The sequence below is a fragment of the Sandaracinus amylolyticus genome (genome assembly GCF_000737325.1).
Taxonomy (GTDB): Bacteria; Myxococcota_A; Polyangia; order Polyangiales; family Sandaracinaceae; genus Sandaracinus; species Sandaracinus amylolyticus.
Genome location: NZ_CP011125.1, coordinates 3,563,622 through 3,581,934, shown reverse-complemented (window position 1 = coordinate 3,581,934; position 18,313 = coordinate 3,563,622). Strand labels below are relative to the sequence as shown.

16 protein-coding genes are annotated in these 18,313 nt (G+C 73.5%); 5 read left to right on the top strand and 11 right to left on the bottom strand.

Going from position 1 to position 18,313, the window contains the following annotated elements; translation table 11 throughout:
• Nucleotides 1-122: 122 nt before the first annotated feature.
• Nucleotides 123-1,190: a TIGR02757 family protein gene (locus DB32_RS15115; protein WP_240481204.1), complete on the bottom strand. Its 1,068-nt coding sequence runs from the start codon at nucleotides 1,188-1,190 to the stop codon at nucleotides 123-125.
• Here DB32_RS15115 and DB32_RS15110 point away from each other — a divergent pair.
• Nucleotides 1,171-1,725, top strand: coding sequence for a TlpA family protein disulfide reductase (locus tag DB32_RS15110; protein WP_157069060.1), 555 nt, complete (start codon nucleotides 1,171-1,173; stop codon nucleotides 1,723-1,725). The genes DB32_RS15115 and DB32_RS15110 overlap by 20 nt on opposite strands.
• On the opposite strand, the gene ptsP is transcribed toward DB32_RS15110, so the two are convergent.
• The 5 genes from ptsP to DB32_RS15085 form a co-directional block, all read right to left on the bottom strand.
• Entirely contained in the window at nucleotides 1,709-3,553 is a 1,845-nt protein-coding gene (gene ptsP / locus DB32_RS15105) for a phosphoenolpyruvate--protein phosphotransferase (RefSeq protein ID WP_053233162.1), read from the bottom strand. The genes DB32_RS15110 and ptsP overlap by 17 nt on opposite strands.
• Before the next feature lie 13 nt (nucleotides 3,554-3,566).
• A complete protein-coding gene (locus DB32_RS15100; protein ID WP_053233161.1) occupies nucleotides 3,567-3,863 on the bottom strand; it encodes an HPr family phosphocarrier protein in 297 nt (98 codons plus the stop codon).
• Nucleotides 3,860-4,759 (bottom strand): RNase adapter RapZ, encoded by a 900-nt coding sequence (gene rapZ / locus DB32_RS15095; RefSeq protein ID WP_053233160.1) that lies wholly within the window; start codon nucleotides 4,757-4,759, stop codon nucleotides 3,860-3,862. The genes DB32_RS15100 and rapZ overlap by 4 nt, the downstream gene beginning before the upstream one ends.
• A 27-nt stretch (nucleotides 4,760-4,786) precedes the next feature.
• Nucleotides 4,787-5,770, bottom strand: a complete 984-nt coding sequence (hprK, locus tag DB32_RS15090; protein WP_075097523.1) for an HPr(Ser) kinase/phosphatase — start codon at nucleotides 5,768-5,770, stop codon at nucleotides 4,787-4,789.
• Between the two features lie 75 nt (nucleotides 5,771-5,845).
• On the bottom strand, nucleotides 5,846-7,693 hold the full coding sequence (locus DB32_RS15085) for a c-type cytochrome (protein ID WP_053233159.1): 1,848 nt from the start codon (nucleotides 7,691-7,693) through the stop codon (nucleotides 5,846-5,848).
• A 201-nt stretch (nucleotides 7,694-7,894) separates the two neighbouring features.
• Between DB32_RS15085 and DB32_RS15080 the strand changes: the two genes are divergently transcribed.
• A complete protein-coding gene (locus DB32_RS15080) occupies nucleotides 7,895-8,755 on the top strand; it encodes an NAD-dependent protein deacetylase (RefSeq protein WP_053233158.1) in 861 nt (286 codons plus the stop codon).
• Here the strand turns inward: DB32_RS15080 and DB32_RS15075 are convergent, their stop codons facing one another.
• A complete protein-coding gene (locus DB32_RS15075) occupies nucleotides 8,756-9,223 on the bottom strand; it encodes a DUF2267 domain-containing protein (RefSeq protein WP_053233157.1) in 468 nt (155 codons plus the stop codon).
• 179 nt (nucleotides 9,224-9,402) lie between these two features.
• Here DB32_RS15075 and DB32_RS15070 point away from each other — a divergent pair, with 179 nt between their 5' ends.
• Nucleotides 9,403-10,119 (top strand): dienelactone hydrolase family protein, encoded by a 717-nt coding sequence (locus DB32_RS15070; RefSeq protein WP_053238823.1) that lies wholly within the window; start codon nucleotides 9,403-9,405, stop codon nucleotides 10,117-10,119.
• Nucleotides 10,120-10,130: 11 nt separating this feature from the next.
• On the opposite strand, the gene DB32_RS15065 is transcribed toward DB32_RS15070, so the two are convergent.
• Together DB32_RS15065 and DB32_RS15060 are read right to left on the bottom strand one after the other, a co-directional pair.
• On the bottom strand, nucleotides 10,131-11,090 hold the full coding sequence (locus DB32_RS15065; protein WP_053233156.1) for an NAD(P)/FAD-dependent oxidoreductase: 960 nt from the start codon (nucleotides 11,088-11,090) through the stop codon (nucleotides 10,131-10,133).
• A complete protein-coding gene (locus DB32_RS15060) occupies nucleotides 11,012-11,443 on the bottom strand; it encodes a hypothetical protein (RefSeq protein WP_053233155.1) in 432 nt (143 codons plus the stop codon). The genes DB32_RS15065 and DB32_RS15060 overlap by 79 nt, the downstream gene beginning before the upstream one ends.
• Before the next feature lie 42 nt (nucleotides 11,444-11,485).
• Here DB32_RS15060 and DB32_RS15055 point away from each other — a divergent pair, with 42 nt between their 5' ends.
• A complete protein-coding gene (locus DB32_RS15055; protein ID WP_053233154.1) occupies nucleotides 11,486-13,471 on the top strand; it encodes a hypothetical protein in 1,986 nt (661 codons plus the stop codon).
• A gap of 39 nt (nucleotides 13,472-13,510) precedes the next feature.
• Entirely contained in the window at nucleotides 13,511-15,433 is a 1,923-nt protein-coding gene (locus DB32_RS15050; RefSeq protein ID WP_053233153.1) for a serine/threonine-protein kinase, read from the top strand.
• Here DB32_RS15050 and DB32_RS15045 read toward each other — a convergent pair whose 3' ends face one another.
• On the bottom strand, nucleotides 15,434-17,353 hold the full coding sequence (locus DB32_RS15045; protein WP_053233152.1) for an ABC-F family ATP-binding cassette domain-containing protein: 1,920 nt from the start codon (nucleotides 17,351-17,353) through the stop codon (nucleotides 15,434-15,436). It lies immediately after the preceding gene.
• Nucleotides 17,354-17,396: 43 nt separating this feature from the next.
• The gene (locus tag DB32_RS15040) at nucleotides 17,397-18,308 is read right to left on the bottom strand and encodes an AraC family transcriptional regulator (protein WP_205627056.1); all 912 of its coding nucleotides are present in this window, start codon (nucleotides 18,306-18,308) and stop codon (nucleotides 17,397-17,399) included.
• Nucleotides 18,309-18,313: the final 5 nt, after the last annotated feature.

Below are 18,313 nucleotides of genomic sequence, written 5' to 3'. Positions count from 1 at the left end.
CAAGGAATTCCGATGTGCGCTCGCGCGCGATGTCGAGCGACGCAGCGGTCTCGTTCGACACGAGCGCGCCGCTCGCCGAGCGCGCGATGCCGAGGACGGAGCGCGAGCGCTGGGGCTGACGTTCAGCGACGCTTCCGCGCGTCGCGCTGCCAGTGGCGGCACGCTTCCTTCAGCACGCACGTCTCGCAGCGCGCGACGTCGCGCCGGCTCGGGCACTCGCGGCTGACGCCGAGATGGCAGATCGCGAAGTCGTATCGCACCGGATCGTTCGCATCGAAGGTGCGCAGCTTCGACGTGATCTCCGCGGCGGTGCGCAGCGAGGCGTCGTTGCGGCGCGTGAGGTCGAGGTTCTGCGCGATGCGGTGCACGTGCGTATCGACGGGAATCACCAAGCGCGAGGGCGAGACCGGCCAGAGACCGAGATCGACTCCGTCCGCCGGACGGATCATCCAGCGCAGCCACAGCAAGAGGCGCTTGCACGCGCTCCCCGCGCGCGGATCGGGGACGAGGTGGCGCAAGCCGCGCGAGGCGTCCTCGCCTCGGAGCGCGTCGGCGAGCCGCGCGAGCGCTTCGACGAACGCGTCGTCACGATCGTCGATCGTCTCGTCGCAGGCGCGCAGCCACGTCGCGAACGCCGCGCCGAGCGAGCCGTGCGCCCGCCGGATCGCGCCGGCGTGGGCGAGCATCGCGGCGACGTCGGGGCCGCGCCACACCCGGTGCACGAAGCCTCGCAGTCGCTCGTCGAGCTGCGCGCGCGGCTCGCGATCGATCGTCGCGGCGGGCGACGGGCCGAGCGCCTCGAGCACCCGCGCGACCTTCGCGCGGATCGCGACGACGTTGCCGAACGCGAGCGAGGCCGCGATCAATGCGACGACCTCGCGATCGTCGGCGCGCGCATACCGGTGCACGAACGAGACGGGATCGGCGTCGCGACGCGACGCTGCGTCGGTCGACTGCAGGAGGGCGTCGAGGCGCTCGCGGACGAGCTCGAGGCGGGGGGAAGATCGCACGGGCCTCGAACAGTCTAGAGCCGTGATAGAAGGCCTGTCAGTGCTGCGCTCGATCGTTCGTTCGTCGGCGTTCGTCCTCCTCGCTGCGTGCGGCGGCGCGAGCGCGTCGTCGTCGTCCGAGACGATCGGATCGAGCCACGCGCCGCGCGAGGCGCGCGCGATGGAGCTCTCGCTGCGCACCCACGACGGGCAGGCGATCGAGCTCTCGGATCAGCGCGGCAGCCCGGTGCTGCTGTTCCTGTTCGCGACGTACGACGGCGCGTCGCTCGCGACGTCGCGCGGCGTGTCGCGCTTCACCCGCGAGGCGCTCGACACCGTGGTGATCGCGGTCGCGGTGCAGCCCGATGCCGAGACGTTCACGGCCGCATACGTCGAGTCGCAGTCACCGCCCTACACGGTCGCGTACGAGCCCGCGGGCCGCATCCTGCTCGGGACGACCGATCTCGGCGCGATCGACTCGATCCCGACGCTCGTGATGATCGACGCGCACGGGCGCGAGGTCGCGCGGCACACGGGATACGTGAGCGAGCGCGTGATCGGGCAGTGGCACCAGGAGGCGATCGCGCGGGGCGGGATCGTCGCGCCGCCGGAGCGAACCGCGGACGAGGCCGCGCGTCGCCCTGCCCCGCTGCCGGTCCGGACCGAGACGCCGCCGGAGCCCGGGCGCGACGACGACGCGCCGCCGGACGACGCGCTGATCATCGAGCCGGACTGAGCTCGATCCCCTGCTCGTCCCAGACCTCGCCCAGCACCGGCGCGAGCGCCTCGACGACGAGGCGCTCGACCTCGCTCCCGGTGGCGCACGCGAGGCTCGCGCGCGCGACCTCTTCGCACGTGACGAGGTCGACGCGATCGAGGATCTCGCGCACGAGCGGGATCTCGGACGCGCTCATCGAGAGGCATCGATAGCCGAGCCCGAGCAGCACCGGGACGGCGATCGGGTGCGACGCGAGATCGCCGCAGATCGAGATCGGGATGCTCGCGTCGCGCGATGCGCGGAACGTGAGATCGAGCAAGCGCAGCACCGCGGGCTCGAGCGGACGCGCGATGTGCGAGAGCCGTGGGTTCTGACGGTCGACCGCCAGCGTGTACTGCGCGAGATCGTTCGTGCCGACGCTGAAGAAGTCGCACTCGCGCGCGAGCGCGTCCGCGAGCACGACCGCGGAGGGCACCTCGATCATCGCGCCGAGCGGCACGGCGCGGTACGGGATGCCGTCGCGCTCGAGCTCGGCACGCGCCTCCGCGACCATCGCGCGCGCGGCGCGCAGATCCTCGAGCGTGCAGACCATCGGGAACATCACGCGCAGCGGCGCGATCGCGGCGGCGCGCATCATCGCGCGGAGCTGCACGCGGAACAGGTCGGGGCACGCGAGCGAGAGACGCAGCCCGCGCAAGCCGAGCGCGGGGTTCGGTGAGCGTCCCGCGCCGAGCGCCGACGTGCCGAGCAGCGGCATCTTGTCCGCGCCGAGATCGAACGTGCGCAGCGTGACCGGGCGCGGCCCGAAGCGCGACGCGACGCGGGCGTAGAGCTCGGTCTGGATCTCTTCGCTCGGCAGCTCGTCCTCGAGATAGAGGAACTCGGTGCGATAGAGCCCGATGCCCTCCGCGCGCTGCGCGTGCGCCTCGTCGACCTCGACCTCGAGCTCGACGTTCGCGAGCACCTCGACGCGCACTCCGTCGCGCGTCTGCCCCGACGCGCCCTCGCGATCACGCAGCCGCCCGGTGAAGTGGCGATAGCGACGCGCGCGCTCTTCGGCGCGGTGCTGGGTGTCCTCGTCGGGCTCGACGACGATCTCGCCGCGCAGCGCGTCGACGACCACCACGCACCCCGGCGTGAGCGTGCGCGTGACGCCGTCGACGCCGACCACCGCGGGGATGCCCAGCGCGCGCGCGAGGATCGCGGTGTGGCTCGTCGCGGTGCCGAGATCGGTCACGAGCGCGAGCACACGATCGCGCGGCAGGCGCGCGGTCTCCGCGGGGCTCAGATCGGACGCGACGAGGATCGTCGGACGGTCGATCACGGGGAGCTGGAAGCCGACGCCGGTGAGCACGCGCAGGACGTGCTCGCCGACCTGCTCGACGTCGCGCGCACGGTCCGAGAGGTACGCCTCGCGCGCGGTCATGAGGCGCCGGACGATCGCCTCGATCGCGCGGCGCACCGCCCACTCCGCGTTGATCCCGCTGCGGATCCCCTCGACCGCCGCGCCGACGAAGAGCTCGTCGCGGTGCATCAGGAGGTGCGCCTCGAGCACGAGGCGATGCTCGGCGCCGGCGCTGGGATCGATCGCGTCGCGCGCCTCTTCGAGCTCGCGGCGCGAGGTCGCGAGCGCGCTCATCAGGCGCTGCACCTCTCCGTCGACCTCGACGGTGCCGATGGCGCGGCGCGGGATCGGCACGCTGCGCCGATCGAAGATCGTGACGTTGCCGACCGCGACACCGGGCGACGCGCAGATGCCGCGCAGCGTGGTGCGGCCTGGGGGCAGGCTGAGCCGCCGGTACGAGCTGCGCCGAACGCGCGCCGGACGAGGCGGCTCGTCGCTCACGAGGCCCCCCGGCTCAACGTTCCTCTCCGAAGCGCGCGGAGATCAGCGCGCCGATCGCGTCCACCGCGGCGCGCGCGTCGGGCCCGCGGCCGCGCACCGTGAGCCGCGCGCCCGGGCTCCCGCAGAGCAAGAGCACGCCCATGATGCTCTTGGCGTTCGCGAGCTGGCCGTCCTTCTCGAGCTCGATCTCGGCGCGGTAACGCGACGCGAGCTGCACGAGCTTCGTCGCCGCGCGCGCATGCAGGCCGAGCTCGTTCACGATCGTGAACGTCCCCTCGGCCCGCGCCAGCTCGCGCTCGCTCTCGTTCATCGCGACACGTCCCGGTGCGCGACCGTCACCTCGCGCGCTTCGCCTTCGGTCCCGGCGCGCAGCGTGCGCGCGAGCTCTTCGGCGATCGCGACCGAGCGATGGCGACCGCCGGTGCACCCGACCGCGATCGTGAGGTACGCCTTGCCCTCGGCCTCGTAGCGCGGGAGCCAGTCGGTCAGCACGCGCTTCAGATCGACGAGTAGCGACTGCGTCTCGGGCGCGCGCAGCACGTACTCCGCGACCGGCGGGTCGCGCCCGGTGAGCGGCTTCAGCTCGGGCACGTGGTGCGGGTTCGGCAGGAAGCGCAGATCGAAGACGAGATCCGCGTCGACCGGCAGGCCGTACTTGAAGCCGAACGAGACGATGCGGACCTGCATCGTCGGGCGCGCACCGCTGCGTCCGATCGCCTCGACGAGGGTGCGACGCAGCTCGTGCACGCTGAGCCGCGAGGTGTCGATCACCCGCCGCGCGCGGACCCGGAGGCTCGCGAGGCGCTCTCGCTCGCGCGCGATCGCCTCGATGACGTCGCCGCCTTGCGCGAGCGGATGCGGGCGTCGCGACTCGCTGTAGCGACGGACCAGCACGTCGTCCGCGCAGTCGAGGAAGAGCACCTCGACCTCGTGCCCGCCCGCCGAGAGCCGATCGAGCAGATCGCCCGCGCCCACCAGGAACCCGCGGGTGCGCACGTCGACGCCGAGGCCCACGCGCGTGAGCTGGCCCTCGGCGGCGAGGAGCTCGACGAGCCCCGGCGCGAGCTTCGGCGGGAGGTTGTCGACGCAGAAGAACCCGACGTCCTCGAGCACGTGGAGCGCGCTCGTGCGCCCTGCGCCCGACATGCCGGTGACCACCACGATGTGAAGCGGCGTGCCCACGGTCGGAGGGAGAGCATACGGCATCGCGGCCGCGCTTCGCAGCGTCTCCGTTCAGCGTGACGCGCCGCGGGCCGGAACCCCGAGCCCGCGTGCGAGCTGCTCCGCGAAGTCGCGCGCCGAGTGATGGCCCGCGCGCTTCAGCAATTGATTGCGCGTCGCGACCTCGAGCAGCACGCCCATGTCGCGGCCGGGATAGACCGGCACGCGCAGGATCGGCACCGGAACGCCGAGCACACTGCGCGTCGCGTCGTCGAGACCGAGGCGATCGAAGCCCTCGTCGCTGCGCTCGTCGTCGAGGTGGCAGAGCTCGATGATCACGTCGAGGTTCGCCTCGTCCTGCACCGCCGTCGCGCCGAAGAGATCGCGGATGTTGAGGATGCCGAGGCCGCGGATCTCGAGGTGATGGCGGAGGAGCGCGGGAGCGGCGCCGAGCACGCGATGGCCCATGCGCACGAGGTCCACGCGATCGTCCGCGACGAGGCGCGCGCCGCGCTCGATCATCACGAGCGCGCTCTCGCTCTTGCCGATCCCGCTCGGGCCGACGAGCAGCAGGCCGAGGCCGTGCACCTCGATCATCACGCCGTGCGTCGACTCGCGCGGCGCGAGCAGGCGATCGAGCGCGCCGTGCAGCGCGGCGATCGTGGTGCTCGAGCGCGGCGTCGCGACGAGCAGCGGCACGTCGGTCTCGCGCGCGACGGCCTCGAGCTCGGCCAGCGGCGACACACCGCGCGTGACGACGACGCACGCGAGGCCGAGCCCGAAGAAGCCGCGCAGTCGCGCGATGCGCAGGGCGGGCTCGAGCGTCTCGAGGTAGCTGATCTCGGTCTCTCCGAGGATCTGCACGCGCGACGCGACGACCCCGACGAGGTGCCCCGCGAGCGCGAGACCGGACTTCTGGATGCGCGGGTGATCGATGGTCCGATCGAGACCGCGCTCGCCGCTGACCACCTCGACGATCGCGGCGAGCTCGGGATCGGCGACCAGCACGCGCGTCGAGATCAGCGCCGCGGGAGGGACCGATTCGCGTTCCGGCATCGACGGAGAGCGTATCGCCGAAGCGAAGCGGAGTCGCCGCCCGCGTGGTGGACGCGAGCGGCGACGGTCGTTCGGTCAGAGCGTCTCGAGATAGGCGACGAGATCGCCGATCTGCGCGTCGTCGAGCCGCTGCGTCGCGCCGTGCGCGTCACCACCGCACGAGGGATCGAAGCGCTCGCGCATCGTGGTCGCACACCCGTCGTGCATCACCGGCAGTCGCTGCGATGCGCCGACGAGCGAGGGCACCTGGAACGCGCCACCGGTGCCCACGTCGACGGTCGTGTTGTTCGTGAGCATCGCGCCCGAGTGACAGGTGCCGCACTCCGCCGCGCCGAAGAACAGCTCGCGACCGCGCTGCACCGCGATGGCGTCGCGCGGCGTGACCACCGGCGCGGGCAGCTCGTCGAGCCACGCGCCGAGCGCGTTCACCTGCGTGCCCGACAGGCGCGGGCCGCTCATCCGACCGGTGAAGACGACCTCGCTCAGCGCGCGCAGATCCGGGAGATCGCCGTCCCAGTGGAACGGCGCGGTCTCCGTCACGTCGCCGTGCATCGCGGGGGTGCGGCGCGGGCCGAGGCCCGCGAAGAGCCAGGTGCGTCCGTCCTCGCCGCCCTCGGGGTGACACGACGCGCACGCGGTGCCGCGGCTCGCGTTCGCGTGGAAGATCGTGTGGCCGGTGTCGAAGCGCGACTCACCGCCGAGATCGACCTCGAAGCGCTGACCGGTGGTGCGCTCGATCATCACGAGGCGCGCCGGCTCGCGCTGCTGCACGACCAGCAGGCCGCCCTCGCCGTACGCGACCGCCACCGGGTTCTGCACGCCCGCGACCGTCTCGTTGGGGAACATGCAGCCCTGGTCCTCGACGCGCGTCTCGAGCGCGGCGAGCGGGTAGATGGCGACCGCGCTCTCGCCCGACTGGTTGCCTGCGTTGACCACCGCGATCTCGGTCTCGTCGGTCGAGACCGCGAGGTCGACGGGCAGCGACGACGTGCCGAGGTTCGGCGCGCGCGACGCGCCGTGATCCGTGAACACCGTGACCGCGCTCTGCACGATCGAGCCGTCGCAGAAGCCCGTCGCGTAGTACGCGCCGGGCGCGAGCTGGAGCTCGGTGTCGCTCGCGCGCTGGTGCACCATCGCGACGTCGCCGCTCGGCATCGAGATGGTCCGCCACGCGACCGACGGCTGGAACACCGCCTCGCGCCACACGCCCGTGCTGTCGATGAACCCGTTGAACGGATCGGTCACCACGCTCGGCGCCACGCGATCCATCACCGCGCCCTCGACGCTCACGCGCAGCAGCTCGGCGTTGCGGAAGCGCGTGACGAGCAGCGTGTCGCCGTCGACCACCACGTCGCGGAGATCGCCGCCCTCGACGCGCATCTCGCGCACCGACGGACCGCCCGCCGCCGGAAGGCTCACGACCTCACCGCCGCGGCACGCGACGTGGAGCAGATCGCGCGCGCCGTCGTGCGCGATGCCGCGGGGCATCGGGCACACCGCGCGGCGTTCGCCGTCGCGTGGACGCTCGGGATCGAACGAGTAGATCTCGCCGATGCCGCGCAGCACGACGTGCGCGCGACCCGCGCCGTCGGTCACCACGCGCCCCGGCTCCGCGCCCGGCGGCAGCGCGACCTCGGCGTGGACCGCGCGCGCGCGCCGGTAATCGACGACCACGATGCGATCACGATCGGCGTCCGCCGCGATCGCCCAGCCGTCGTGCAGCTGGAGCGTGCCCCCGCTGATCGGCGGAGGCGCGACCTCCTGCGTGACGTTCCCCTCGTAGAAGCGCGGATCGATGAACGGCGAGCGCGCCTCGGGCCCAGGGGTGAATGGGTCCGGCGTCGGTGTCGCGTCCGGTGGGCGGAAGCAGCCCGTCAGCATCGCGCTCGCGAGCGCGATCGAGCACCAGTCGTTGCGCGTCATCCCTCTCTCGCTCCTCGCGAGGCCCCCGCCCCGCAGCTCCGGCGCGCGTAGCAGGTCGTGCGCCAGCGCGAAAACGCCCTGTTTTTTCCGCTCGAAACCGCGCGGTGGGCCGGGTTTTCACACGGGCGGTCATGGGCGTGGCACGCCCGGGCATGTGCAGCGCGCTGCACGCCGTACAGCGCTCCACACGCGCTCGTTGCCATGCGGGGCCCGCGTCCACAGAGTCCGTGCTCGCCGATGACGCACGACCTCGAAGCCCTGTGCACGCTGCTCGCCGGACGGCGCGTCGTCGCGCTCACCGGTGCCGGGTGCAGCACCGAGTCCGGCATCCCCGACTACCGCGGCGAGGGCACGCGCAAGCGCGCGCGGAACCCGATGCAGTACCGCGCGTTCCTCCACGACGCGCGCGCTCGCGCGCGCTACTGGGCGCGCAGCCTCCACGGGTGGCCGCGCATCGCGGGCGCGCGCCCGAACGACGCGCACCGCGCGCTCGCGTCGATGGAGCGCGAGGGCGCGCTGGTCGGGCTGATCACGCAGAACGTCGATCGCCTGCACCACGCGGCGGGGAGCGCCCGCGTGATCGAGCTGCACGGCGCGCTCGCGGAGGTGCGCTGCCTCGCGTGCGGGACGACCGCGCCGCGCGCGGACGTGCAGGCGCGCCTGCTCGACGCGAACCCCGGGTTCGTCGAGCGCCCGGTGGAGCTCAACCCCGACGGCGACGCGGAGCTCGAGGACGACGCGCTCGACGGCTTCCGCGTGGTCGCGTGCGAGGCGTGCGGCGGCGTGCTCAAGCCCGACGTCGTCTTCTTCGGCGACAGCGTGCCGAGGCCGCGCGTCGACGCGGCGCACGCGATGGTGCGCGACGCCGACGCGATGCTGGTCGTGGGCTCGTCGCTCGCGGTGTACTCGGGCCTGCGCTTCGTGCGCGCCGCGGCCGAGCGCGCGATCCCGATCGCGATTCTCAACGTCGGCGAGACGCGCGGCGACGCGCTCGCGACGCTGCGGGTCGACGCGCGCGCGGGCGCGATGCTCCCGCTCCTCGCGCAGCGCCTCTCGTCGTGATCACACCACCGGCTGCGCGGGCGGTGCGCCGAGCGGCGGCTCGGGCCAGATGCGGCGCAGCTCTTCGCCGACCTGGTGGCGCAGCTTGCGGATCTCGCCCGCGTCGATGCGGTCGTTGAGCACCGAGAGCGCGGCGCGCAGCACGTCGCGCGGAGCCGCGTGGGGCCCGCCCTCGAGCACCGTCGCGATCTCGTCGTAGACGTCGTCGACGCTGTCGAGCGCTGCCGGGACGTGCGAGGGTCGCCAGCCCTCGTAGTACACGCCGCGCAGCAGCAGCGGGAGCTGCGCCGCGAGCGCGGCCGACTCGTTCGCGGGGAGCCGATCGCGGATCGCGTGCAGCGCCGCGCGGAGACATCGATACGCGAGCTGCGCGGTGCAGGAGCCGAGCTCCTCGGCGTACTCGCGCAGCCACTCGTAGCTGAGCTGCATCGTGTGCTCGAAGGCATCGACGTGTTCGTCGCGGGTCATCGAAGGTGCGTGTCCTCCTGGCATCTCCGCTCAGCAATCCTCGTGCGCGGGAAGCGCCGAGGAGCACACGTGTGGCGCACCGCCGCGCACGGACCGCGAGCGGGCTCGCTTGGTCTGGGATTGCGCGCACGTGGGGCGCTTCGCTTGCCCGTGCTCGGGTGGTGCACATCTCGCTCGCCATGAGCCGGCCCACGTCGATCCATCCGGGCGAGCGCCGGGCCCCCGAGATCGTCGCCGAGCGGCGCGAGATCTCCGTCCCGGTGAAGGGCGCGCGCGTCGAGGGTGATCTCGTGGTGCCGAGCGGCGCCCGCGGGCTCGTCGTGTTCGCGCACGGGAGCGGGAGCAGCCGTCACAGCCCGCGCAACCGCTACGTCGCGGAGGTCCTGCAGCGCGGCAAGCTCGCGACGCTGCTGCTCGATCTGCTGACGCGCGAAGAAGAGGCGATCGACGCGCGCACGGCGCACCTGCGCTTCGACATCGAGCTGCTCGCGGAGCGCCTCGTGTCGGCGATCGAGTGGGCGCGGCGCGATCCGAGCACGCGCGAGCTGCGCCTCGGGTTCTTCGGCGCGAGCACGGGCGGCGGGGCAGCGCTGGTCGCTGCGGCGCTGCGCCCCGACGCCGTGGCGGCCGTGGTGTCACGCGGCGGTCGCCCCGACCTCGCGGGCAACGCGCTCCCGGTGGTGCGCGCGCCGACGTTGCTGATCGTCGGCGGCGACGACGTGCCGGTGCTCGAGCTCCATCGCGAGGCGATCGCGCGGATGCGGAACGAGGTGCACCTCGAGGTGATCGTGGGCGCGACCCACCTCTTCGAGGAGCCGGGCGCGCTCGAAGAGGTCGGCCGGCTCGCGCGCGAGTTCCTCACCGCGAAGCTCGGCGGGATCGCGTCTCCGTCGTGATGAGCGCGCGCTCATGGTCGCGACGCGACCCATGAGCGCCCGATCATGCGCGTGCGCGCGCGCGACCAAGCCTCGCGCGCGGCGCCGGGACGCGACGGATAGAGCGGATGGAGCGCGCGGATCGCCTCCATCCGCGCGACGACGCGAGCCAGCCGCGAGACCAGCGCGCGCTCTCGCAGCGCGCGCGGCGCCTTCTCGAGCAACGCGCGCGCGTCGAGCGCGGGCGGCAGCTGCGTCATCGCAGGGCGCATCATCGCGGCGTCGAGCAGCCCCGTGGTGACGAGGCGCTCGAGCTCGGCGAGCGTGATGCGCTGGCTGTAGCGGCGGAAGACGTCGTACGCCGCGAGCAGACCGCCGCGCTCGCGCGTCCAGCGCGTCTCGTACTCGGCGAGACCGCCGCCGCGCGTGATCGCGTCGACCAGCACGCGGGCGGCGACGAGCCCCGCGCCGATGCCCGAGCCGTGCGCGGAGAACACCTGGAGCGCGGCGTCCCCGATGCGCGCGACGCGGCCTCGCGCGAGCGGGAGCGCGGGAGGTCCGAGCGGGATCGCGCGCGCGCCGGCGCGGATCGGCGGACCGATCCAAGGATGCTCGGCGGCGAAGCGCTCGATCATCGCGCGGCCAGAGGGATGGCCCTCGGCGGGGATCGAGCCCGTGAGCATCGAGACGTGATCGCCCTCGAGCCGCAGGTTGAGCACCGAGTAGCCGCCCGCGCTGCCGACGAACGAGAGCACTTCACCGAGCGGCACGCGATGACGCGCGAAGAGCGCCTCGGCGGCGCCGCGATCGCGCACCGCGCGGATCTCCTGCGCCGCGGAGCAGAGATCGTGGCGCGCGATCCCCGGCGGCTCGCCGAGCAGCCGCGCGCCCGCGAGGCCCGAGGCATCGACGATCACGTCGGCGAGGACGACGCCGCGGTCCGTGCGCAGCGCGCCGCGCTCCACGCCGCCCTCGAGCCCGAGCGCGCGCACCTCTCCTCGAGCGTCGCGCCGGCATCGCGTGCGTCCTGCTGCAGGCGCGCGACGAGGAGGTGCATGTCGAGCTCGAGCACCCCGTGGTCGCGCACCACGACGTGCCCCTCGCCCGCGACGAAGTGATAGGGCACCTCGTCGCCGACGAGCTCCGCGCCGCGCGGCTGCGCGATGCGCGCGTCGTCGAAGCACCAGCGCGGCACGGCGTTGATCCACTGCGCGCCCGCGCGGTCGAGCGGCGCGCGATCGATCAGCAGCGTGCGCAGCCCGGCGCGCGCTCCGAGGGACGCGACGGCGGCCCCCGCGGTGCCCGCGCCGACGACGAGGAGATCGACCCGTTCGGGCAGCGACATCGCGGCGAGGATACTCGGGCACGACGAGCGTAGAGTGTTCGCGTGTCCGATCCGTCCGACGACCGCGCGCGCACGATCGACGTCGCGTCGCTCCCGCCCGCGCTGAGCCGCGAGCTGGCCGCCGTGCTCGCGCCGCGCGGGCCGGCGCTCCTGGCTGCGCACGATCGTTTCGCCTGGCGGGAGCGCGCGGCGATCGCGCTGGCTCCGATCGGCGCGTTCGTGATCGTCGCGCTCGCGGCGCGCGCGTTCGCCGCGGCCTGCGAGCCGCGGCACGAGCCCACGTGGGCGCTGGTGTACGCCCTTCCCGCGGTGCCCATCGCGTTGCTCGTCGTGCGCGCGCTGCTCGCGCCGCTGCGCGCGCGCAGGATGCCGTTCGCGCCCGGGCTGTACGTGCTCGATCGCGACGTGGTGATCGCGCACGGGCCCGAGGTGCGCGTCGTGCCACTCCGCGCGGTCGCGGGCGTGAGCGCGCCGCGACGGCTGCCGCTGGGCGGGCTCGCGGAGATCACGCTGTGGCTCGAGGGCGAGCCCGCGGAGACGTGCCTCGTGCCGGCGAGCGAGGCCGAGGCGATCGCCGAGCGCGTCGAGCAGGCACGCGAAGCCGCGCTCGCGCCCGAGGATCACGCGACGCGGCGTCGGCGGCACGACGCGCTCGGCGAGCTGCGGCGCTCGACGTCGTGGGAGCGGGCGAGCGACGCGCGTCCGCGGAGCGACTGGGCGCGCACGGTGGCGATCGCGGTGCCGCTCGCGCTCGTGATCGGCGCGGTGACGCTGATCGCGCGCAACGCGGCGAGCGATGCGATGGCCATCGCGAGCGCGAGCGCCGCGAGCGACGTCGAGGCGCTGCGCTGCTACGCCGACGCAGGCGGCTCCGACGCGGCGCGGGTGCGCGCGGATCTGCTGCCGCGCGCCGCATATGCGCAGGCGATCGCGGCGGGCGATGCGGCATCGCTCGGTCGCTACGTCGAGGCGTATCCCGAGGGGCCCGACACCGTGGCAGCGCGCGCGCGCTGGATCGCGATGGAGTACGAGAACGCGCGCTCGAGCGCGTGGGGGCTCCGCGCGTTCGTGACGCGGTTCCCCGATGCGCCGCAGGTCGCGGAGGCGCGCGCCGTCATGCCGCGCCTCGCGCTCGAGGAGGCGCGACGCGCCGACGACGCGGGCGCGTACGCGTACGTCGCGCGCGAGCACGCTGGCACCCCCGAGGGCGAAGAGGCGCGACGCCTCCACCACGCGCGCTACGAGCGCGCGCTCGAGTCGCTGCTCGCGCGCGGCGCGCGGCCCGAGGTCGCGGCGTTCCTGCGCGCGCTCTTCGCGTACCTCGAGGCGCACGACGACGCGAGCGTGCTCGTCCGCTTCCGCACTCCGTCGAGCGAGGCGCTCCGCGTGTTCGATGCGATGGTGGACGCGTCGCAGAACGTGCCGATCGAGCCGATCGCGCCCTCGTTCTCGCGGCGTCTGTCGGTGCAGCGCGAAGCGCTCGTGTTCGACCGGCTGAACACCGCGTTCGAGCCGCTCGTGTCGCGCGACGTGATGCGCATCGTGCGCGGGCCGAACCTGCGCGACGTACCGACCGCGGACGAGATCCTCGCGCGGCTCGAGAGCGTGCCCGAGGAAGAGCGCGACGCACGGCGCGCTGCGATCCTCGCCGAGGCCGACGACGAGGGCCCCGACCCCGAGATCCGCATCGAGTACACGATCGTGCCCACCGGCGACGTGTACGTGAGCAGCCCGGTGACGCGCCCGTTCTTCCCGAGCCGTCTCGACGAGCTCGAGCCCGAGGAGGACGAGCGCCGCTTCGCGGCGTTCCTCGTGCGCTTCGCGATCGAGATGCGCATCCCCGGCGCGAGCGAGCGACACGCGTTCGAGCTCGTGGTGCAACCCGACGAGCACGTGCGCGTCGACGGTGGCGCCGACGCGCCGAGCGACGGAACGATCTACGAAGTGCTGGCGACGAGCGCGTTCGATCGCCTCGGCGACGGGCTCACGAGCGCGTTCCTCGGCAGCCCGTCCGAAGACGTCCGCTGACGAGGAGGGCTCGGTGTGCGAGCATCCGGGCGCTCCGTCATGTCGCTCGAAGACGCCCCGTCGCCGCAGGACGCCGGCAGCTTGCGCACGATCGCCGATCGCATCGCCGGGATCAGCTCGCTCGCGAAGACGATCGAGCGCGCGCCCGGCGCGACGATCCGCCCCGATGCGCCCGATCCGTCGCTGCTCGAGACGCTCGCGCCCGCGATCGAAGCGCGCGAGGGAGAGCGCGCGATCCGGCTCGGTCGCACGCTCGGCGAGGGCGGCATGGGCGTGGTCCGCGAGGGCGTGCAGGTGAGCCTCGCGCGTCGTGTCGCGGTGAAGACGCTGCGCGAGCGCGACCGCGACGCGGGCACGCAGCGCGCGACCGAGAAGCTGCTGTACGAGGCGCGCGTCACCGGTGCGCTCGAGCACCCGAACGTCGTGCCGGTGCACGACATCGCGGCGGACCCGCAGGGCACGCCGCTGATCGTGCTGAAGCACATCGACGGCGTGGTGTGGAGCGAGCTGCTGCGCGACCCCGCGCGCCTCGAGCGCGATCACGGCGCGACCGATCCGCTCGAGTGGCACCTGCGCGTCCTGCTGCAGGTCTGCAACGCCGTGCACTTCGCGCACACGCGCGGCGTGCTCCATCGCGATCTGAAGCCCGACAACGTGATGATCGGCGGCTTCGGCGAGGTCTACGTGCTCGACTGGGGCCTCGCGGTGCGCACCGCGGATCAGGCCTCGGCCATGCCGAAGATGGATCCCGCCGAGGGCCTCGTGCTCGCGGGGACGCCTTGGTACATGGCGCCCGAGATGCTCGGTGGCGCGGCGGCGCGGCTCTCGCCCGCGACCGACGTCTACCTGCTCGGCGGCGTGCTGCACGAGATCGTCACCGGGCGCGCGCCGCACCAGGAGGGCAACCTCCACGCGATCCTCGCGAGCGTCGTGCAGTCGCGACCGCACCTCGACGCGAGCGTGCCCGAGGAGCTCGCGGCGATCGTGCGCCGCGCGCTCGATCCCGATCCCGCGCGTCGCTACGGCAGCGCCGACGCGCTGCGCAGCGCGGTCGAGGGCTTCCTCCGACATCGCGGCGCGGTGCAGCTCGCCGTCGAGGCGGAGCGCTCGCTCGCCGCGCTCGAGGAGGAGCTCGCGCGGAAGGACGCGACGCCGGCGCGCGAGGTGATCGATCGCCACTTCGCCGAGTGTCGCTTCGGGTTCCGCGCCGCGCTGCGCGCGTGGCCCGAGAACACACGCGCGAAGGACGGCCTCGAGCGCGCGGTCTCGCGCATGGTCGCGCACGAGCTCGACGCGGCGCGCCCTCACGCCGCCGCCGCGCTGCTCGGCGAGCTCGACGCGCCGCCGCGCGCGCTCGCGTCGCGCGTGAGCGACGCCGTGCGCGCGTGGGACGCGCGACAGGAAGCGCTGCTGCGTCTCGATCGCGAGCACGATCCGTCGCTCGGCCGCGGCCTGCGCCTCTCGATCACGGTGTTCGTCGGGCTCTTCTGGACGCTCGGTCCGGTGCTCGCGCCGTACGTCGATCCCACCTACGGCAGCTCGCACGCGAGCATGACCGTGCTGCCGGTGACCCTCACCGCGCTGGTCGCGATCGTCGCGTTCTCGCTGCGCGATCACGTGCTGCAGACGTCGTTCAACCGTCGCCTCGCGGCCGCGTTCTTCCTCAGCCAGCTCGGCGAGATCTTCATCTACATCGGCGGCAGCGCGGCGCAGATGACGATCGCGCAGTGCCACGCGGTCGTGATGCTCGTCGCGAGCGGCACCGTCGGCATGCTCGCGGCCGCGGTGTCGCGCGCGTTCTGGATCGCGTCGGTCGCGTTCGTCGCGGCGTTCGCGGTGGGCTCGGTGTGGCCGCAGTGGATCGGGATCGCGGAGGCGGTCGCGAACGCGATCATCACGATCACGGCGATCGTCCTGTGGAGCCAGCGCGTGACGCTGCCGAAGCGCGCGTCGAAGCGCTGATCACGCGTCCTTGCGTGCCTCGAGCTCTTCCCAGCGCGCCATCATCGTCGCGACCTCGGCCTTCGCCGCCTCGAGCGCGGCGAGCATCGCGGGCACCTCGGCGCCGCGCGTCGCGTACACGCTCGCGTCGGCGAGCTCGGCCTCCATGCGCGCGACCTCGGCCTCGCGCGCCTCGATCTTCTCGAAGATGCCCTCGAGCTCGCGCTTCTCCGCGCCGCTGAGGCCCTTCTTCTTCGCCGCCGGTGCCGCAGCGCGCGCGGGCGCCGCCGTCTTCTTGGCCGCGGCCTCCGCGTCGGCGCGCTCCTCGGCGAGTCGCGCGTCTTCCTGCGCGCGCAGCGCGCGCCACGTCGAGTAGCTGCCCGCCCAGCGCCGCACCCGTCCGTCGCCTTCGAACGCGAGGATCGCGGTCGCGACGCGCTCGAGGAACCAACGGTCGTGGGTCACGACGAGCGCGGTGCCGTCGAACTCCGAGAGCATCTCCTCGAGCGCAGCGAGCGTCGGCGCGTCGAGATCGTTCGTCGGCTCGTCGAGGATGAGCAGGTTCGCGGACTCGAGCAGCATGCGCGCGAGCAGCACGCGTGCGCGCTCGCCACCCGACAGCGCGCCGACCGGCTGACGCTGCTGATCCGCGTCGAAGAGCATGCGCTCGAGGTAGCTCACGAGCTCGACGCGCCGCCCGCCCCAGTCGACCTGTCGCGAGTGCGGGGAGACGTTGTCGGCGACCGACTTCTCGAGATCCAGCCCGCTGCGGTGCTGATCGAGGTACGAGATCTTCGTGTTCGCGCCGCGCACGACGCGCCCCGCGATCGGCTCGAGCTCACCGAGGATCGCGCGCAGCAGCGTCGACTTGCCCGCGCCGTTCGGCCCGACGATGCCGATGCGCTCGCCCTTCGTGAGCGAGAGATCGAGCTTCTCGACCAGCGTGCGCCCGCCGATCGCGAGCGAGACGTCGTGCAGCTCGAGCACGGTACGACCGGTGCGCGTCGCGTCCATCGAGAGCTCGACCTGGCGCTCGCGCGGCGGCGGCGCGTTCGCGATCGTGCTCTCCGCGCGGTTGATGCGCGCCTTCTGCTTGCCGGTGCGCGCCGCGGGCGTGCGACGCAGCCACTCGAGCTCGCGTCGCAGCAGGTTCTGCCGGTTCGCCTCGGCGCGACGCTCGAGCGCGCCGCGCTCCGCCTTCGCCTCGAGGTACTCCTCCCAGCCGCCTTCGTACGAGTGCAGCTTGCCGCGCTCGAGCTCGAGCGTGCGCGCCACCACCTGGTTGAGGAACCAGCGATCGTGCGTGACGAGCAGCACCGCGCCGCGGAACGACGACGCGAGGTGCCTCTCGAGCCACTCGATCGTCTCGACGTCGAGGTGGTTCGTCGGCTCGTCGAGGATCGCGAGCTCCGGGCTCGCGACCAAGAGCCGCGCGAGCGCGACGCGACGGCGCTCGCCGCCCGACATCGTCGCGACCTTCGCGTCGAGCCGCGTCACCCCGAGGTGCGAGAGATACGAGCGCGCCTCGTGATCGCGATCCCACCCGCCGAGGCGCTCGATGTCGTGCGCCGCGCTCTCCATCTCGGCGAGCCAGCGATCGTGGTCCTCGCCGCGCGCCAGCGCCTCGCTCGCGCGGTCGTGCTTCGCGCGCGCCGCCTGCCAGTCGCCGAGACCCGAGAGCACCGCGTCGAGCGCCGTCGGATCGCCCTCGAACGTCGGCTCCTGCGCGAGGTAGAGCACACGCGCGCCGCGCTGCCGCGCGAGCTCGCCGCCATCGGCGGGATCGATCCCCGCGAGGATGCGCGCGAGCGTCGACTTGCCGCAGCCGTTCGGGCCGACGAGACCGACGCGCTCGCCTTCTTCGAGCGTGAGCGACACGCCATCGAGCAGCGTGCGCGCTCCGAGGCTCTTGCGGAGTTCGCGGGCGTCGAGAACGGGCATTCGGAAGGGGCCGAGCGTAGGGCTCGCGAGGTGCAGGCGCCAGTCACGCCGAGCGGCGGAACTCGGTCGGGCTCTGGCCGTGCGCGCGACGGAACGCCCGCACGAACGCGCCGACCGACGCGTACCCCACCCGATCGGCGATCGACGCGAGGCCGTCCTCCGTCGAGCGCAGCAGGACGCCTGCTTTGTAGAGCCGCCATCGCGTCAGGTACGCGAGCGGTGCCTCGCCCACGTGCTCACGAAAGCGCAGCGCGAACGCCGAGCGCGACATGCCCGCGAGCTCCGCGAGCGACTCGACGGTCCACGGCTGGTCGAGATCGGCGTGCATCGCGCGGAGCGCCGGACCGAGGCGCGCATCGCCGAGCGCGCCGAGCCAGCGCAGCTCGCCGTCGCGTCCCGCCGCGTGATGCGCGCGGATCATCTGCACGAGCACGAGATCCGCGAGGCGGCTCACGACGATCGGGGACCCGACGCCCGGCGCGCTCGTCTCCGCCGCGAGCAGGTCGAGCGTCGCGCGCAGCGCCGTCGCCTCCGCGCCATCGGTCGCGACGCACAGCACACGCGGGAGCAGATCGACGAGCGGCTTGCTCCCCCACGCGTCGAGCTCGAACCAGCCGCACACGACCGACGTCGCGGGACCGCCGCCGCCGTGCTCGACGACGTTGCCGACCTTGCGCGGGACGAGCTCGGAGCACGGGATCGCCCGGGTGTTGCGCGCGTCGCGCAGCGCGAACGGCGCGTCCCACGCGACGAGGAAGCAGTCGCCGGCGCGCAGCGCGAGCGGCCGCTCCTCGCCCGCGACGGTGAGCCAACAGCTGCCGCGCACCACCATCCCGAACTTCGCGTGCGCGGGCCCGCGGAAGTCGACGCCCCACGGCGCCGTCGCGTCGAGGCGGAAGTAGATCGCGCTGCGCACCCGCATCGCGCTCAGCACCTCGGTCACCGGGTCCGACACGGCGA

Excerpts from the sequence above, each read along its gene's own strand:
- DB32_RS15110 (WP_157069060.1), top strand. The coding sequence starts at position 1,171 with ATGGAGCTCTCGCTGCGCACCCACGACGGGCAGGCGATCGAGCTCTCG.
- DB32_RS15100 (WP_053233161.1), bottom strand. The coding sequence starts at position 3,863 with ATGAACGAGAGCGAGCGCGAGCTGGCGCGGGCCGAGGGGACGTTCACG.
- rapZ (WP_053233160.1), bottom strand. The coding sequence starts at position 4,759 with ATGCCGTATGCTCTCCCTCCGACCGTGGGCACGCCGCTTCACATCGTG.
- hprK (WP_075097523.1), bottom strand. The coding sequence starts at position 5,770 with ATGCCGGAACGCGAATCGGTCCCTCCCGCGGCGCTGATCTCGACGCGC.
- DB32_RS15085 (WP_053233159.1), bottom strand. The coding sequence starts at position 7,693 with ATGACGCGCAACGACTGGTGCTCGATCGCGCTCGCGAGCGCGATGCTG.
- DB32_RS15080 (WP_053233158.1), top strand. The coding sequence starts at position 7,895 with ATGCGGGGCCCGCGTCCACAGAGTCCGTGCTCGCCGATGACGCACGAC.
- DB32_RS15075 (WP_053233157.1), bottom strand. The coding sequence starts at position 9,223 with ATGACCCGCGACGAACACGTCGATGCCTTCGAGCACACGATGCAGCTC.
- DB32_RS15070 (WP_053238823.1), top strand. The coding sequence starts at position 9,403 with ATGAGCCGGCCCACGTCGATCCATCCGGGCGAGCGCCGGGCCCCCGAG.
- DB32_RS15060 (WP_053233155.1), bottom strand. The coding sequence starts at position 11,443 with ATGTCGCTGCCCGAACGGGTCGATCTCCTCGTCGTCGGCGCGGGCACC.
- DB32_RS15050 (WP_053233153.1), top strand. The coding sequence starts at position 13,511 with ATGTCGCTCGAAGACGCCCCGTCGCCGCAGGACGCCGGCAGCTTGCGC.
- DB32_RS15045 (WP_053233152.1), bottom strand. The coding sequence starts at position 17,353 with ATGCCCGTTCTCGACGCCCGCGAACTCCGCAAGAGCCTCGGAGCGCGC.